This window comes from Mesorhizobium sp. USDA 4413, assembly GCF_056280365.1.
In genome coordinates this window covers 2,094,610-2,111,081 of record NZ_JBVPRP010000001.1, presented here as the reverse complement: position 1 = coordinate 2,111,081, position 16,472 = coordinate 2,094,610, and the positions used below count along the sequence as shown (strand labels likewise).

Annotated in this window: 14 protein-coding genes; all 14 read left to right on the top strand. The window is 64.6% G+C overall.

Annotated elements, in window-relative coordinates:
* Positions 1-10 precede the first annotated feature (10 nt).
* The 14 genes from ACVMIM_RS10345 to ACVMIM_RS10280 all read left to right on the top strand — a co-directional run bounded on the left by ACVMIM_RS10345 (position 11) and on the right by ACVMIM_RS10280 (position 16,469).
* On the top strand, positions 11-358 hold the full coding sequence (locus ACVMIM_RS10345; protein WP_040985600.1) for a RidA family protein: 348 nt from the start codon (positions 11-13) through the stop codon (positions 356-358).
* 56 nt (positions 359-414) lie between these two features.
* The gene (locus ACVMIM_RS10340) at positions 415-1,200 is read left to right on the top strand and encodes a FadR/GntR family transcriptional regulator (protein WP_040986154.1); all 786 of its coding nucleotides are present in this window, start codon (positions 415-417) and stop codon (positions 1,198-1,200) included.
* A 264-nt stretch (positions 1,201-1,464) separates the two neighbouring features.
* Positions 1,465-2,175, top strand: a complete 711-nt coding sequence (locus tag ACVMIM_RS10335; RefSeq protein ID WP_052457912.1) for an SDR family oxidoreductase — start codon at positions 1,465-1,467, stop codon at positions 2,173-2,175.
* A gap of 11 nt (positions 2,176-2,186) precedes the next feature.
* Positions 2,187-2,936, top strand: a complete 750-nt coding sequence (locus ACVMIM_RS10330) for an SDR family NAD(P)-dependent oxidoreductase (RefSeq protein ID WP_040985604.1) — start codon at positions 2,187-2,189, stop codon at positions 2,934-2,936.
* Positions 2,937-3,018: 82 nt separating this feature from the next.
* Positions 3,019-3,963 (top strand): LysR substrate-binding domain-containing protein, encoded by a 945-nt coding sequence (locus ACVMIM_RS10325; protein ID WP_040985606.1) that lies wholly within the window; start codon positions 3,019-3,021, stop codon positions 3,961-3,963.
* Positions 3,964-4,052: 89 nt separating this feature from the next.
* Positions 4,053-5,087: an amino acid ABC transporter substrate-binding protein gene (locus ACVMIM_RS10320; protein WP_040986155.1), complete on the top strand. Its 1,035-nt coding sequence runs from the start codon at positions 4,053-4,055 to the stop codon at positions 5,085-5,087.
* Between the two features lie 78 nt (positions 5,088-5,165).
* On the top strand, positions 5,166-6,329 hold the full coding sequence (locus tag ACVMIM_RS10315; protein ID WP_052457913.1) for an ABC transporter permease subunit: 1,164 nt from the start codon (positions 5,166-5,168) through the stop codon (positions 6,327-6,329).
* A 3-nt stretch (positions 6,330-6,332) separates the two neighbouring features.
* Positions 6,333-7,412 carry an amino acid ABC transporter permease gene (locus ACVMIM_RS10310; RefSeq protein ID WP_040985608.1) on the top strand — a complete coding sequence of 360 codons (1,080 nt, stop codon included), beginning with the start codon at positions 6,333-6,335 and terminating at the stop codon, positions 7,410-7,412.
* Between the two features lie 12 nt (positions 7,413-7,424).
* The gene (locus tag ACVMIM_RS10305; protein ID WP_040986157.1) at positions 7,425-8,180 is read left to right on the top strand and encodes an amino acid ABC transporter ATP-binding protein; all 756 of its coding nucleotides are present in this window, start codon (positions 7,425-7,427) and stop codon (positions 8,178-8,180) included.
* 53 nt (positions 8,181-8,233) lie between these two features.
* The gene (locus tag ACVMIM_RS10300) at positions 8,234-9,655 is read left to right on the top strand and encodes an FAD-binding oxidoreductase (protein ID WP_040985610.1); all 1,422 of its coding nucleotides are present in this window, start codon (positions 8,234-8,236) and stop codon (positions 9,653-9,655) included.
* A gap of 235 nt (positions 9,656-9,890) precedes the next feature.
* Complete coding sequence (locus ACVMIM_RS10295; RefSeq protein ID WP_476111859.1) at positions 9,891-11,561, top strand: thiamine pyrophosphate-binding protein; 1,671 nt, start codon at positions 9,891-9,893, stop codon at positions 11,559-11,561.
* A complete protein-coding gene (locus ACVMIM_RS10290) occupies positions 11,558-13,654 on the top strand; it encodes a hydantoinase/oxoprolinase family protein (protein ID WP_476111857.1) in 2,097 nt (698 codons plus the stop codon). The genes ACVMIM_RS10295 and ACVMIM_RS10290 overlap by 4 nt, the downstream gene beginning before the upstream one ends.
* The gene (locus tag ACVMIM_RS10285) at positions 13,651-15,267 is read left to right on the top strand and encodes a hydantoinase B/oxoprolinase family protein (RefSeq protein WP_476111855.1); all 1,617 of its coding nucleotides are present in this window, start codon (positions 13,651-13,653) and stop codon (positions 15,265-15,267) included. Before ACVMIM_RS10290 ends, ACVMIM_RS10285 begins: the two co-directional genes overlap by 4 nt.
* A complete protein-coding gene (locus ACVMIM_RS10280) occupies positions 15,267-16,469 on the top strand; it encodes a pyridoxal phosphate-dependent aminotransferase (protein ID WP_476111853.1) in 1,203 nt (400 codons plus the stop codon). The genes ACVMIM_RS10285 and ACVMIM_RS10280 overlap by 1 nt, the downstream gene beginning before the upstream one ends.
* The last annotated feature ends 3 nt before the right edge of the window (positions 16,470-16,472 follow it).

The following is a 16,472-nucleotide window of genomic DNA, read 5'->3' as shown; positions in this document are numbered from 1 at the left end:
AAGGCATATCGTGAGCGATATCCAGCGTTTCGACTTCGACACCCGCATCCATCACGGCGTCATCCACAACGGCACGCTCTACCTCACCGGCCAGGTGGCGAGACCGGGGCAGTCCGCGGCCGACCAGATGCGCGAGGTGCTCGGCAAGATCGATGGTCTGCTCGCCAAGGCCGGCACCGACAAGACCCGTATCCTGCACGTCCAGATGTGGCTGGACGACGTGCGGGATTTCGATGAAGTGAACACGGCGTGGGACGCCTGGATGCCGAAGGAGCATGCGCCGGCGCGCTCTTCCGGCGAAGGACGGATGGCCAAGCCCGGCATGCTGGTCGAACTGATCGTCACCGCGGCGGTTTGAACCGTCTTGCCGGTTCGGGCATCATCCCGAATCTGAACCTGAACGGAAGGACCTCAATGACGAAGCGCAAGCCGCTTTCCACCGTGGTGGCGGAGAGCCTGGCCGAAAAGATCCGCTCCGGTGAATTGCAGCCCGGGGCGCAATTGCCGACCGAAGCGGAGCTTTGCGCCGAATATGATGTCAGCCGCACCGTGGTGCGCGAGGCGGTGGCGCGCCTGCGTTCGGAGGGTATGGTGGTGCCGCAGCAGGGACGCGGCATGTTCGTCAGCGAAACGCCGAGCCCGCGCAATTTTTCGATCCCCGACGAGGCGCTGCGCACCCTGCCGGAGACCATCGCTTTGCTCGAGCTCAGGCTGAGCGTGGAAGTGGAATCGGCAGGGCTCTGTGCCGAACGGCGGACCGACAAGGAGGCCAGCAATATCCGATCAATGATGGAGCAGATCGACGCGCAGCAGGCGGATCCCGCCGCCGTCCAGATTCACTACGACTATGATTTCCACCTCGCGATCGCCAAGGCGGCGCGCAACGAGTTCATCCACGGCTTCCTCGCCTATCTCGGGCCGATGATCGTGCCGCGTTTCCAGCTCGGCTATGTCGTCCAGCCGGCGCTCAAGGACAGCTACTACGCGCGCATCCACAGCGAGCACAAAGCCATCGTCGACGCCATCGAAAGGCAGGACGGCGGCAAGGCCCGGCAGGCCATGCGCAAGCATCTGCAAAATAGCCTGGGTCGCGTGCGCGCGCTGGCGAGAGCCTCCGGCGTCGAGGCGACGGACGCGAAGCAGAAGGCCGCCCGCTCTCTGTTCAAAGACATGAAGACGCCTGCCTCTCCGGGAGCATGACTCTCTAATGGCAACGATTGCGGGTGATGGACCGCCTGAATTGCGAAAGCAATTTTTGACTGCCCCGCCTCGACAGCTGAGAGGAAAGGGGGGCACCTTCGCCCGGTTCTCACCGATTGCTGCTCCTCCTAGCAGCGCGTGCAATGAACGATTTCTAAGCCTCCGCGTAATTTGTGAAAGTTGATCTTTCCTGTTTGCTGTTTTTCTTGGTTTTGCCGGATTGGCAAAAGTCACACACTAGGCTAGGTAATTGGGGAAGCCCACGTGACCACAGCCTTCATCACAGGTGCGACGAGCGGCATAGGGCGCGCCATGGCGGTCGCCTTGAGCGATGCCGGCTACGAGGTCTATGCGGTCGGACGCAGCAAGGCGGCGCTTAAAGCACTGCAGGCCGAGCGCCCGGGCATCGTGCCGATCGCCGTCGATGTCACCGATCGCGAAGCACTGGAATCGGTGTTGGCGGGCCTCACCATCGACGTCTTGATCAACAACGCCGGCATCATGCCGCCGCTCGGCAATTTCGCCGACATGAAAATCGCCGACATCGACACCACGCTGGAGGTGAACCTCAGCGCGGCGATCCTGCTCACCCGGCTCGTCGTGCCGCAGATGCGCGAGAGGCAGTCCGGCCACATATTGTTCACCGGTTCGGTCGCGGGCCACGCCGCATTCTCCAACATTGCCGTCTATGCCGCCACCAAGGCGGCCATCTCCGGTTTTGCCGGCGCGCTGCGCGCGGACCTCTCCCCATCCGGTATCCGGGTCACCGAGATCGTCGCCGGACGTGTCGAGACGCAGCTCTACAACGACATCCTCGACACCAAGGCACGCGAAGCCATGTACGCCAGCAAAGTGGTGCAGCCGGATGACGTGGCCAGGATGGTCGTCGCTGTGCTGGCGCTCCCCGCATGGGCTGACGTTACCCGTTTCGACATCATGCCGACCTGGCCGACCTCGCCGAGCGGCACCAAGTAAGGAACCCTGGAATGAAAGACCTTTCCGTTCTGATCGTTGGCGGCGGCGCCGGCCTCGGCGCTCTTCTCGCCCGCATGGCCGTCGAGGCCGGGGCGGCAAAGATCGGCATCATCGACATCAATAAGGAAGCCGCCGAGAGCGCGCTCGAACCGGCAAAGGCCAAGGGCCTGCCGACTGCGGCTGCCGTTTGCGACATCCAGATCGGCCCTCAATGCCACGCCGCCTTCGACGCAATCGTCGCGAAGCTCGGGCGCGTCGACACGCTGATCAATTGCGCCGCAATCTATCCGCGCCGGCCGCTCCTCGAAATCACCGACGCCGAGTGGGATGCCTCCAACGGCATCAACATCAAGGGCACCTACCACATGATGGTGGCCGCCGTTCGCCACATGCAACGCCAAGAGCCGAAAGCCCAAGTGCGCGGCCGCATCGTCAACCTGACCTCCGTCGACGCCTTCAAGGCGCATCCGCAGAACGCGCATTACGCGGCGACCAAGGCCGCCGTCGTCAGCCTGACGCGTTCCTTTGCCCATTACGTCGCCAAGGACGGCATCCTGGTGAACTCGGTGGCGCCCGCCGGCATGGCCACCGAGAAGGCCAAGGCGCTCGGCTTCCTCGAGGAACTGGCCAAGGCAAGCCCGCTCGGCCGTGGCGCCGAGCCGACGGAAATCGCCGAATGGGTGCTCATGACCGGTGGGCCGAAGAACACCTACATGACCGGCGAAAACGTCATCGTTTCAGGCGGTTACATCTACGCCTGAACCAATTTTGTCAGCCGGACGCAGCTGACATCCAGCAGTGCATGACCGACGGAGTCTCGAACCAAAGGAGGCGGAATTCACGATGACCGGCAAGCTTCGCCTTCCTTCGCTCAATGCGCTTCGCGTCTTCCACGCCGTCGCGCTGCACAAGAGCTTCCGACAGGCGGCGGATGAGCTCTTAGTGACGCCGCAGGCGGTCGGCCAGCAGATCAAGCTCCTGGAAGACACGCTCCAGGTGACGCTGTTCGAACGCAAGGGCCGCTCGATCGAGCTGACCGAGTCGGCAATCGTGCTTTCGCATTACGTCAAGGCCGGCTTCGACGAGTTTTCCGAAGGCGTTCGCCGCGTCACCAAGTCGAACTACAGGGATCGCATCAATCTCAATGCGAGCCCATACTTTGCCACGCATTATCTGCTGCCGAGGCTTTCGCTGTTCCGCGAGATCCTGCCGGGCGCCGACCTGCGTCTGACGACGATGGTCGACCTGCCCGACTTCGGCCCCGACGACATCGATATGACGGTGCAGTGGGGCTACGGCAGCTGGCCGGACTACGAGACCACTCTGCTGGTGCCGGATCCGAAGATCATCTGCTGCACCCCGGCGATCGGCGAGAAGATCAAGTCGGCGCAGGACCTGACGCGGTTCACCTTATTGGACACGGTCAAGTCCAAGCGGCTGTGGCCGGACATATTGCGCCACCTTGCCGTCGAGAAGGCCGAGGGCGACCGCAGCATCGGCTTCGACGACGCGGCGACCATGCGCCGTGCGACGCTCCAGGGCATCGGCGTGGGCTTGGTCTCCGTCATCGACGCCGAGGAGGACTTCAGGTCGGGCGCGCTGGTCGCGCCGCTCGGCCGCGACGCTCTTTCGGACATGAAGCCGGAAGAAGTCCCCGGCTTCTACCTCGTCATGCCGCGCGGGCATCTGCGCGTGAAGGCGGTGGCGGCCCTGCATCGCTGGCTCGTCCAGCAGGATTGGGGAAGCGACCTCAAGCTCTTGCCGAAACCGATCCCGCTTACCGACTAGGAGCGGCTTCGCGACCGGGGTTCAAGACGCGCGTCTCGGACCTCCAAAAACAAGAACAATGCTAAACCTCAACAGTGGAGACGACCGACATGAAAATGATCAAATGGGGGGCCGCTGCCATGGCCCTGGGCCTCGTTCATCTGGCAGCACCTGCTGAAGCCGCCGGCGGCAAGACGCTGGAGACCGTGAAGGCGCGCGGCGTGCTTAACTGCACCGGCCATGACGGCTCCTATCTCGGCTTCGCCGAGGTGGACAACAAAGGCAACTGGAAGGGGATGGACATCGACCTCTGCAAGGCGGTGGCGACCGCCGTGTTCGGCGACCCGGCGAAGCTGAAGATCGTACCGATCAGCTGGGCGCAGCGCTGGCCATCGCTCCAGTCGGGCGACGTCGACATCATCATCAAGGCGTCCGGGGGCACGCTCAGCCGCGACACCGAGCTCGGCCTGCAATTCTCCAATTCCTATTATCTCGGCACGACCAAGGTGATGGCGCATAAGGAGCTCAACCTGAAATCGCTCAAGGACGCCAATGGCGGCACTATCTGCATTCCCGCCGGCACGTCGCAGGAGCAGCAGGTCGCCGCCTACGCCCAGAAGCTCGGCATCAAGCTCGAGCCGGTGCTGATCGAGAAGACGGAAGAGCTCGAGCAGGCCTACTTCTCCGGCCGCTGCGATCTCTATGCGCAATGGGGACCGGTGCTTGCCATCGCTCGCGCGGCAAAGGGCAAGGTCGAGGACCATGTGATCCTGCCCGACGTTTTGGCGGTCGAGCCCGAAGTCATGATCATGCGCCAGGGCGACGACAATTGGGTCGACATCGCCAACTGGACGCTGAGCACCCTGATCTTCGCCGAGCAGGAAGGCATCACCTCCAAGAACGTCGATGAGATCAAGGCCAAGCCGACCTCGCCGCAGGTGGCGAAATTCCTCGGCGTGACGCCCGGCATGGGCAAGGGTCTCGGGCTCCCTGACGACTGGGCCTACAACGTGATCAAGAAGGTCGGCAATTACGGCGAGATCTTCGAGCGCGATCTCGGCAAGGACTCGCCCTACAAGATGGATCGCGAGCTCACCAACCTCTGGAACAATGGCGGCGTCCTGTTCCCGCTGGTGATCGACTGATCCGCTTCTAAAATATCCGCTGTAAGTTCCGCCTGGGTATCGCCGGGCGGAACCGGCGGAAATTGGGGAGACTGGCGTATGGTCAGCCTGCTGAGAAATCAGAAGGTCCGCAACACGCTGTTGCAGGTCCTTTTCGTCGGCTCACTTGCCGCGATGATCCTTGCCTGCGTGATGATCGCCAGGCGCAACCTCGCCGAGCAAGGCATCACCTCCGGCTTCGACTTCCTGTTCAAGTCGACGGGCTGGGACGTGAACTTCTCGCTGCTGCCGGCCAACGCCAACGATCCCTACTGGTGGTTCTTCCTGATCGGCATCATCAACACGCTGTTCCTCGGAACCACCGGCCTTGTCCTGGCAACGATCGTCGGCACAATCGTCGGCCTGGCGCGAACCTCGTCCAACGAGCTGGCGCGGTTGCTCGGCCGCACCTATGTCGACATCTTCCGCAACATCCCGCTGATCCTGCAGGTCTTCTTCTGGTATGCGGTCATCACGCATCTGCCGACGCCGCGCGCCGCGCATGAGGCTTTCGGCATGCTGCTGACCAGCCGTGGTCTCTACGTGCCGGTCCCCAATGTCGGCGGAGCGGCGCTGGCCGCAGCGATGCTTGCCGTTATCGCGGCCGTCGCCCTGCCGGTCTGGTTGGGCCGGACCTCGCGTCTAAGCCAACCACTCGGGGAGCGGCTCGGCATTCAGCTCACCGCGGCGGCGACCGCACTGGCCAGCGGCGCCGTCATCCTGGCGCTCGGTCGCTCACCGGGCGTGCCGATACTCGATTTCCCCTCCTTGCAGGGTCTCAATCTCAAGGGAGGACTGCGTATCCCGCCCGAATTCTCCGCGCTGGCGGTCGCCATAGCCATCTATGGCGGCTCCTACATCGCCGAGATCGTACGCGGCGGCTTCAAGGCCGTCGGCAAAGGTCAAATGGAGGCGGCGCTTTCGCTGGGGCTGAGCCCCTGGCGCGTCTTCACGCTGGTGCGGCTGCCGCTGGCACTGCGCGCCATGCTGCCGATCCTCGCCAACCAGTATGTCTGGCTGATGAAGGCGACGACCATGGGCATTGCAGTGGGCTTCACCGATTTCTTCATGATCGTGGCGCTGACGATCAACCACTCGGGCCAGACGCTCGAGGTGATCGGCATTCTGATGGCCGGCTTCCTCGCCATCAATCTCAGCCTCGCCGCGGTGTTCAACCGCATCAACAGAGCCATTGCCCTCAAGGGCAATCAACTGAGGGGGTAAGACATGGAGATGGTCGTTGTCGCTCCCCCTGCCCCGGGCAGGGTCGAAGACCTGAAGCGCCGCTTCTTCGCGACGCCGCTTCAGGCGCTGCTGTCGCTGATCTCCCTGGCGATCATGGTTTTTGTCGTCTGGAAGCTGCTCAACTGGGCCGTCTTCTCGGCCGTCTTCACTACGACCGGCGGACCTGAGGCCTGCCAGGCGGCGGCCGGCGCCTGCTGGTCGGTCATCGCGGCCAGGTGGCGCATCATCCTGTTCGGCCTCTATCCCTTCGAGGAGCAGTGGCGCTCGGCGCTCGCCTGCGTGGCCGTTGTGGTCATGACGGTGCTGAGCTGCATTCCAGCCTTCTGGACTGGCCGTCGCATCGCGCTCGTCTGGGGAACCGGGGCCGCCCTCTACTACGTGCTGATGAAGGGCGGCGTGCTCGGTCTTCCCTTTGTCGGTGAGGAAGCCTGGGGCGGGCTGGCGCTCACCCTCTTCATCTTCGTCACCACCTGCCTGATCGGCTTCCCGCTGGCGATCTGCCTCGCGCTGCTGCGCCGCTCGGACCTGCCCTGGATATCGCGCACCACCGGTCTCATCATCGATGGCGTCCGCTCGCTGCCGCTGATCTCGATCCTCTTCACATTTGCCGTCGTTCTGCCTTTCGCCCTGCCGCAATGGCTGCAGGGCGACAAGCTCTACCGGGTGATCCTGGGTTCCGCCCTCTTCTTCTCCGCCTATCAGGCCGAGATCGTGCGCGGCGGCATGCAGGGTGTTCCGGCAGGACAGGAAGAAGCCGCCATGGCTCTCGGCATGAGCTACTGGCAGCGCATTGGCCGCATCCTCCTGCCGCAGGCCATGCGCAACGCTCTGCCGGCGACGATCAACCAGTTCGTCATCTCGTTCAAGGAAACCTCGCTGGTGGTCATCGTCGGCTTCTTCGAAATCCTGGCTTCCGGCAACGCCGCCTACGGCACCGGTGAATGGCGCTTCGCCTATGTCGAGGTCTATGCCTTCATCGCGCTGATCTATTTCGTTTTCGTCTTCAGCCTGTCCCGCTACGGCGCCTTCCTCGAGCGCCGCATGTCGGTCGGCGAGCGATAAGTGAGGTCGCAAGTGAATTCGACGCAATCATCCGGACCAGCGGTTCGCATCGAAAACCTCGACAAATACTACGGCTCGTTCCACGCGCTGCGGAAGATAAACCTTTCCGTGAAGCGGGGCGAAAGGATCGTCGTCTGCGGTCCCTCCGGTTCGGGCAAGTCGACCATGATCCGCTGCATCAACCGGCTCGAGCAGCACAATGGCGGCCGCATTACCGTGCTCGGCACCGAACTCAACGACGACGTCGGCAACATCGACGAGATCAGGCGCGAAGTCGGCATGGTGTTCCAGCACTTCAATCTGTTTCCGCACATGACGGTGCTGGAGAACTGCATGATCGCACCGATGATCGTGCGCAAGCGGCCGCGCGCGGAAGCCGAAACGACCGCCCGGCGCTATCTGGAGAAGGTCCGCATTCCCGAACAGGCGATGAAGTTTCCCGGCCAGCTCTCCGGCGGCCAGCAGCAGCGGGTCGCGATTGCGCGCGCCCTTTGCATGCAGCCGCAGATCATGCTGTTCGACGAGCCGACCTCGGCGCTCGATCCGGAGATGATAGCGGAGGTGCTGGACGTCATGGTGAGACTCGCTTCCGAAGGCATGACGATGATCTGCGTGACCCACGAAATGGGCTTCGCCCGCCGCGTCGCCGACCGGGTCATCTTCATGGATGCCGGCGAGATCGTCGAGGAGGCGCCGCCGGAGGAGTTCTTCACCTCTTGCCGCAATGAGCGCACGCGGCAGTTCCTGTCGCAGGTCCTTGGTCATTGAGCCGGACGGCACGCCTGTCCATGCGCGGCGCTTCGAGCCCCGCAGGTATCCCGATGGCTGAGCCCATTAGCGCATTGCCGGCAATTCTCGGACCGAAAGGCTGGCTTTCGGGCACCGATGCCGAGCCTTACCAACGCGACTGGCTGAACCGCTATGGCGTCGCGCCTTTGGGCGTTGCCCGACCGGCGAACACGGCTGAGGTGGCGGCGGTCGTCAAGGCATGCCGGCAGGCAGGATTGGCAGTCGTGCCGCAAGGCGGCAACACCGGCTTGTGCGGCGGGGCCGTCGCCGAGCAGTCCGACGCGGTGATCGTCTCGCTGTCGCGCATGACGGCGATCGGCGAGCCGTATCCGGAGAGCGGCTCGATCGCCGTTGAGGCAGGCGTCGTGCTCGCCGCGCTGCACGAGGCGCTGGAGCCGCATGGGCTTATGTTTCCGATGCATCTGGGGGCCGAAGGCAGCGCCAGGATCGGCGGCCTGATCGGCACCAACGCCGGCGGCAGCCATGCGTTCCGGTACGGCATGATGCAGGATCTGGTCCTCGGCCTCGAGGTCGTCATGGCGGACGGCACGGTGTGGGACGGAATGCGCTCGGTGCAGAAGGACAATGCCGGCTATCAGCTGCGCAAGCTGTTCTGCGGTGCCGAAGGCACGCTCGGCATCGTGACGCGGGCAATCCTCAGGCTCCATCCCACGCCAAAGCAGCAGGCGAGCGCGCTGCTGGTGATGTCCGACTTCGCCGCCGCCGTGTCGTTCGGCACCTATCTGCGCGCGGAGGCCGGGGAGTTCCTTGCCGGGCTCGAATTCTTCTCCGATGTCGGGCTGACGCTGGCGCTCAAGCATCTACCTGATCTCGCCTACCAGCTGGAGACACGAGGCGACGTCTACCTGCTCGTCGAACTGGCGTCAGGTTCGGCGCGCGTCCCGCTGGACGAGATCCTGGCTTCGGCGCTGGAATGGGGCATGGAGCAAGGCTTGGTCGTCGACGGCACGCTGGCCAATTCGGGCGCGCAGCGGGCGCAGTTCTGGCGCCTGCGCGAGGAACAGCCGGAGGGACAGCGCCTCGAAGGCGAGCAGCTCAAGCACGACATCTCCGTGCCCCCGGGCGCGATCGCGCGCTTCATCGAAGCCGGCGCGAAACTATGCCACGACATCCTGCCCGGGGTGCGAATCAACCCGTTCGGGCATCTCGGCGACGGCAACATTCACTACAATCTGTCGCCGCCCGAAGGCACCGCCGATTTTTATGGCAAGGCCGGGGCGTTCGCCGAGGCGCTGGCAACGCTAGCGACCGAAATGGGCGGCAGCTTTGCGGCCGAGCACGGGCTTGGCCGAGCCAAGATCGCCATGGCCGACCGCAATCGCGGCACGGTAGAGCGAGAACTTATGGCGCAACTGAAGTGCGCGTTCGATCCGCTGGGCACGATGAATCCCGGCGTTCTGGTGCGAGAGACACGTTCGGTCGATCCGCGATGAATTGAAGAGGGAGCAAAAAGGCCAAACCGGATGAATCTCGAACGCTTGCTCAGGTTCGTGAGGGCCTGCCATCGGCAGTCGCACTCAGTCAATTGGGAATCCAAGACGCATTGATCCGCAAAGGAGAACTTTCGAATGTACCCGCATTTCTTGATTTTGCACTGAGCCGCCTGGGTGCAGGTTAAGTCCGAAGGCGGGGACGAGAGTTCTGCCTTGCTTAAGAGGATGTCGAAGTATGGTCCGCAATGGCGGTCGCCTTCTTGTCGAGTGCCTGATCGCCTTGGGCGCGACCAAGAGCTTCGGCGTACCCGGCGAAAGTTATCTGGCGGTTCTCGACGCGCTGCACGACACCCACGGCAGACTGGATTATGTGCTCTGCCGCAATGAAGGCGGCGCGGCGTTCATGGCTTCCGCCTACGGCAAGCTGACGGGCACGCCCGGCATCTGCTTCGTCACCCGCGGCCCGGGCGTGACCAATGCCAGCATCGGCGTCCATACCGCCATGCAGGACTCCTCTCCGATGATCCTGTTCGTCGGCCAGGTCGGGACCGACATGAAGGGGCGCGAGGCATTCCAGGAGATCGACTACCGGGCAGTCTACGGAACCGTCGCAAAATGGGCGGTCGAGATCGACGACGTTGAGCGGCTTCCCGAGATCGTGGCGCGGGCCTGGACCACCGCCTTGACCGGCCGGCCGGGCCCAGTCGTCGTCGCGCTGCCGGAAGACATGTTGACCGCGGCGACGGAAGCCGTGCCGCTGAGCGGTCCCGCAGCGATTTTCGAAGCCGCGCCGGCGCAGGAGGCGACTGCTGCTGCGCTCAAGATGTTGGCCGCGGCCGAGAGGCCGGTCCTGCTCATGGGCGGCGCCAACTGGACGGCGGACGGACGCGCCGCGCTCAAGGCCTTCGCCGAAGCCTCCGACATCCCGGTCGTCGCCGCCTTCCGTTATCAGGACCAGTTCGACAACCATTCGCCGGTCTTCGTCGGTGAGGCCGGCGTCGGCATGGTGCCGCATGTGAAGAACCTGATCCGCGACGCGGACGTGATCCTTGCCGTCAATGTCCGCTTCGGCGAGATGACGACGGACGGTTACACGCTGCTCTCCGTGCCCGTGCCGCGGCAGAAGCTGATTCATGTGCACGGCTCCGACCGCGAGATCGGCAAGATCTATGTGCCGACGATCGGCATCCATGCCGGCCCGAACGCTTTCGCCAAAGCACTCACCCCGATAAGGGGCACCTGGGCCGACTGGCGCGCTGCGGCACGCAAGGCCTATGAGGGCGCATTCGCGGCACCTGTCCAGCCCGGCCCGGTCGACATGGTCGCGGTCAGCGCCTGGCTGCGCGAGACCTTGCCGGCCGACGTCATCCTCACCAACGGCGCCGGCAATTTCACGGTATGGCCGAACAAATTCTTCAAGTTCGGACCCAAGGCGCGGCTGCTCGCGCCGCAATCCGGCGCCATGGGCTATGGCCTGCCGGCGGCAATTGCCGCGAAGGTCGCGTATCCGCAGCGCACGGTGGTCTGCTTCGCCGGCGACGGCGATTTCCAGATGAACTGCCAGGAGCTCGGCACCGCCATGCAGGCGGGCGCGCAGCCGATCGTGCTCATCGTCAACAACGGCATCTACGGCACGATCCGCGCGCATCAGGAGCGCAACTATCCGGCCCGCGTTTCCGGCACCTCGCTCGAGAACCCCGACTTCGTGGCGCTTGCGAAGGCCTACGGCTTTCACGCCGAGCGCGTCGAGGCAACACAGGCTTTCGCAGCGGCATTCGAGCGGGCGCTCAACTCCGCGACCGGCGCGGTCCTCGACATCGCCATCTCGCCCGAAGCGCTCACGCCCCGGCAAACCCTTTCCCAGATGCGCGACGCCGCGCTCGCTTCGCAGAAGGCCAAGGCATGACCTCCAGATCAGACGACATCCGTCTCGGCGCGGACATCGGCGGCACCTTCACCGACATCGCGCTCGATGTCAGGGGAACGATGTTCTCGACCAAGGTGCTGACCAATTACGCGGCGCCCGAGCAGGCGATCCTCGACGGCATCGACGTGGTCATCCGCGATGCCGGAATTTCGGCAGCCGAGATCGGCATCATCATCCACGGCACGACGCTCGCCACCAATGCGCTGATCGAACGCCGCGGCGCCAGGACCGCGCTCGTCACGACGGAAGGATTCCGCGACGTGATCGAGATGCGGACGGAAAACCGCTTCGAGCAATATGACCTCAACCTGCAGCTGCCGACGCCGCTGATCCCGCGCGAGGACCGCTTCACGGTCAAGGGTCGCATCGGCGCCGAGGGCCAGGAATTGCAGCCGCTCGACGAAGCCGCGCTCGAGGAGATAGCCGATCGGATCGCCACCGGCAATTTCGGCTCAGTGGCGATCGGCTTCATCCACGCTTACGCCAACCCCGGCCACGAGCGCCGCGCCCGCGACATCCTCGCCCGCAAGCTCGGCATCCCGATTTCGATCAGCGCCGAAGTCTCGCCGCAGATGCGCGAGTTCGAGCGCTTCAACACGGTCTGCGCCAACGCCTATGTGCGGCCGCAGATGGCCGACTACCTCGCCCGCCTGCAGACGCGCCTGAAGGACATGGGCGCCGACTGCCCGGTTTTCATGATCCATTCCGGCGGCGGGTTGATCTCGGTGGAAACCGCTTCGGAATTTCCGGTACGCTTGGTTGAATCCGGCCCGGCGGGCGGCGCCATTTTTGCCGCCGACATCGCCCGGCGCTTCGGACTCGAAAAGGTCGTCTCCTACGACATGGGCGGAACCACCGCCAAGATCTGCCTGATCGAGGACTATGCGCCGCGCACCGCACGAACCTTCGAAGTGGCACGCACCTACCGCTTCTCGAAGGGCTCGGGCATGCCGATCTCCATTCCGGTGATCGAGATGATCGAGATCGGCGCCGGCGGCGGCTCGATCGCCTGGGTCGACGCCATGGGTCGCATCCAGACCGGACCGGAAAGCGCGGGCTCGGAGCCGGGCCCGGCCTGCTACGGCCGCGGCGGCAAGCGTCCGGCGATCACCGACGCCGACCTGGTGCTCGGCAAGCTCGATCCCGACAATTTCGCCGGCGGCGCGATCAGGCTCGACACCGCCGCCTCCGAGCAGGCGATCCTGCGCGATGTCGGCGAACGCCTGTCGCTGAATGCCATGGCGACCGCCTTCGGCATCTGCGAGGTGGTGGACGAGAACATGGCCAACGCCGCGCGCGTCCACGCCGTCGAGAACGGCAAGAACATTTCCGACAATCTGATGATCGCTTTTGGCGGCGCAGCACCGCTGCACGCGGCAAGGCTGTGCGAAAAACTCGGCATCGACCAGTGCATCGTGCCGCGCGGCGCCGGCGTCGGCTCGGCGATCGGCTTCCTCAAGGCGCCCTTCGGCTACGAAGCGCTGGCGTCGAAGCTGACGCGCCTGTCCCGCTTCAAGGCGGCCGAGGTGAACGCGCTCCTCGCCGACCTCAAAGCCTCCGCCGAAGGGTTTGTGCGCAGCGGCGCCAGCGGAAAAATCGTCTGCGAGATCACCGCTTTCATGCGCTATGCAGGCCAGGGTTGGGAAATCCCCGTGCCTCTGGCGGACGAGCCGTTCGGCGACGATGCGGTGGTGAAGCTCAAGGACCTGTTCGAGGAGAACTACCAGCGCTTCTTCGGCCGCGCCATCGAAGGGCTCGACGGGTTGGAGATCGAGATCGTCACCTGGTCGGTGAAGGCGACGGATGTTCGGCCTGCGGTTGCGCGGCATGAGCTCACCATGGGTAAGAAGACCGGTAAGCCGGCAACGACGCGCGAGGTGTTCGACCCGGTCAGCGGCCAGCCGCGCAGCTATGGCATCGTCGAGCGCGACACGCTCTGCGCCGGCGATCGCATTGCGGGACCTGCTGTCATCGTCGAGCGCGAGACATCCACCGTCGTCACCACCAGCTTCGACGCCGTCATCCAGAGCGACGGCGCGATCCTCCTGATCCGCAAAGGCAGCCGCGCATGAGCGATATTAGCGAAATCCGCATGCAGGTCATGTGGAACCGGTTGATCTCGGTGGTCGAGGAGCAGGCGCTGACTTTGCTGCGCACCGCCTTCTCGACCTCGGTGCGCGAATCCGGCGACCTGTCGGCCGGCGTGTTCGATCCGCGCGGCCAGATGCTGGCGCAGGCAGTGACTGGCACGCCGGGCCACGTCAACACCATGGCCGAGGCCGTGCTGCATTTCATGAACGCGATCCCGCGCGAGGAGATGTTCGAGGGCGACACCTATGTCACCAACGACCCTTGGCTCGGCACCGGCCACCTGCACGACATCACCATGGTGTCGCCGTCCTTCCTCAACGGCGAGCTCGTCGCCTTCTTCGCCTGCACGGCGCATGTCGTCGATGTCGGCGGCCGCGGCTTCGGCGCCGACGGCAAGTCGGTCTACGAGGAAGGCATCCAGATCCCGATCATGAAGTTCGCGGAGAAGGGCAAGATCAATCTCGACCTCGTCCGCATCCTGCGCGCCAATGTCCGCGAGCCGAACCAGGTCGTCGGCGATTTCTATTCGCTTGCCGCCTGCAACGAGGTCGGTCACCGCCGCCTCGTCGACATGATGAAGGAGATCGGGCTGACCTCGCTCGACGGGCTCGGCGAGTTCATCTTCTCGCGCACCCGCGACGCCATGCTCGAACGCATCGAGGCGCTACCCAAGGGAAGCTGGTCGAACGAGCTGGTGACCGACGGCTATGACGAGCCGGTGAAGCTCGCAGCCACCGTCTCGGTCCGCGACGACCATGTCGAGGTCGACTTCACCGGCACCGACCCGATGAGCCGCTGGGGCATCAACTGCCCGATCATCTACAGCAAGGCCTATGCCTGCTATGCGCTGAAATGCATGGTGGCTCCCGACATCCCCAACAATGCCGCCTCGCTCGCCTTCTTCACCGTTTCGTCGCCGGTCAATATCCTGAACGCCGTGCGGCCAGCGCCGGTGGCGCTCAGGCACATCTTCGGCCACATGGTTCCCGACCTGGTGCTGGGCGCGTTCGCCAAGGCGCTGCCCGGCAAGATCCTCGCCGAGGGCGCCGGCGCCTTGTGGAACATCCACATCTCGGCGCGCCCGGCCGCCGGCGCATCCGGCCGCCGCGCCGAGGTGCTGATGTTCAATTCCGGCGGCATGGGCGCCCGCCCCGGGCTCGACGGCCTGTCGGCGACGGCCTTCCCTTCGGGCGTGCACACAATGCCGATCGAAGCCACGGAGCATACCGGCCCGATCGTCATCTGGCGCAAGGAGCTGCGGCCCAATTCCGGCGGCGATGGTGAATTCCGCGGCGGGCTCGGACAGGTCATCGAGATCGCCGCGACCGACGGCCACGAATTCGACTTTTCCGCCATGTTCGACCGCGTCAATCATCCAGCCCACGGCCGCGAGGGTGGCAAGCCAGGCATCGCCGGCGTGGTCAAGCTCGACGACGGCACCAAGATGCGCCCCAAGGGCTGGCAGCATGTGCCGGCGGGACGCCGGCTGATCCTCGAACTGCCGGGCGGCGGCGGCTATGGCGATCCGGCCAAGCGCAACGCGGCCGCGCGGGCCAACGACCGGTCCAAGGGTTACATCACGGAGAACGACTGATGAGCTATGTTGCCTCGCGCCTCTCGGTAGTGAAGCCCTCCGCATCGATGGCCGCCTCGCAGGCCGCCAAGGCGTTGCGCGCCAAGGGCGTCGATGTGATCGACCTCGGCCTGGGCGAGCCCGATTTCCCGACGCCGCTGCACATCATCGATGCCGCCCATTTCGCGGCGAAGGCCGGGCAAACGCTCTACACCGCTGCCGCCGGTACAGCCGAAGTGCGTGAGGCCGTGGCCGGCAAATTCCGGCGCGAGAACGGGCTGGACTACACGGCCGACGATATCGTGGTGGCGAACGGCGCCAAGCAGATCATCTTCAACGCCCTGATGGCGACGCTGGAGCCCGGCGACGAGGCGATCCTGCCGGCGCCCTACTTCGTCTCCTATCCCGAAATGGTGAAGCTGCTCGGCGGCACGCCTGTCGTCGTCGAATGTCCGGAGACCACCGGCTTCCGGCTGACCGCGGCGCTCTTGGAAAAGGCAATCACGCCAAGGACGAAGTGGCTCTTCCTCAACATGCCGGGCAACCCCTCCGGCGCGGTCTACTCGCAATCGGATCTGAAGGCGCTCGGCGCGGTGCTGGCAAAGCACCAGCATGTGCTCGTCCTCTCCGACGAGATCTACGAGCACATCCTGTTCGACGGGCGCGAGTTCGTTTCGTTCGGCAAGGCCTGCCCTGAGCTCAAGGATCGCACCCTGATCGTCAACGGCGTCTCGAAATCCTATGCCATGACTGGCTGGCGCGTCGGCTATGCGGCCGGGCCGGCGCCACTCCTCAAGGCGATGTCGACGATCCAGAGCCAGTCGTGCACTTCGGTGTGCTCGATCGCCCAGGCCGCGACGGTCGCCGCGCTGAACGGCCCCCAGGACGAGGTCGCGCGCTTCCGCCAGGCCTTCGAGCGGCGCCGCGACCTGGTCGTCGACGGCATCAGGAAGATCAACGGGCTGACGCTGTCGCCGCCGGAGGGCGCCTTCTACGCCTATATCGGCTGCGCCAGCCTGATCGGCCGCAAGACGCCCAAGGGCGTCGTGCTGGAGGACGATGCGGCCGTAGGCAACTATCTTCTGAACGAAGGCCGGGTAGCGTCGGTGCCCGGCGTCGCCTATGGACTGTCACCCTATTTCCGCATCTCGACCGCGACCAGCGAAGAGGTGCTGACCGAAGCGATCGCGCGCATCAACGCCGCCGTCGCGCAAGTGGAGTAAATG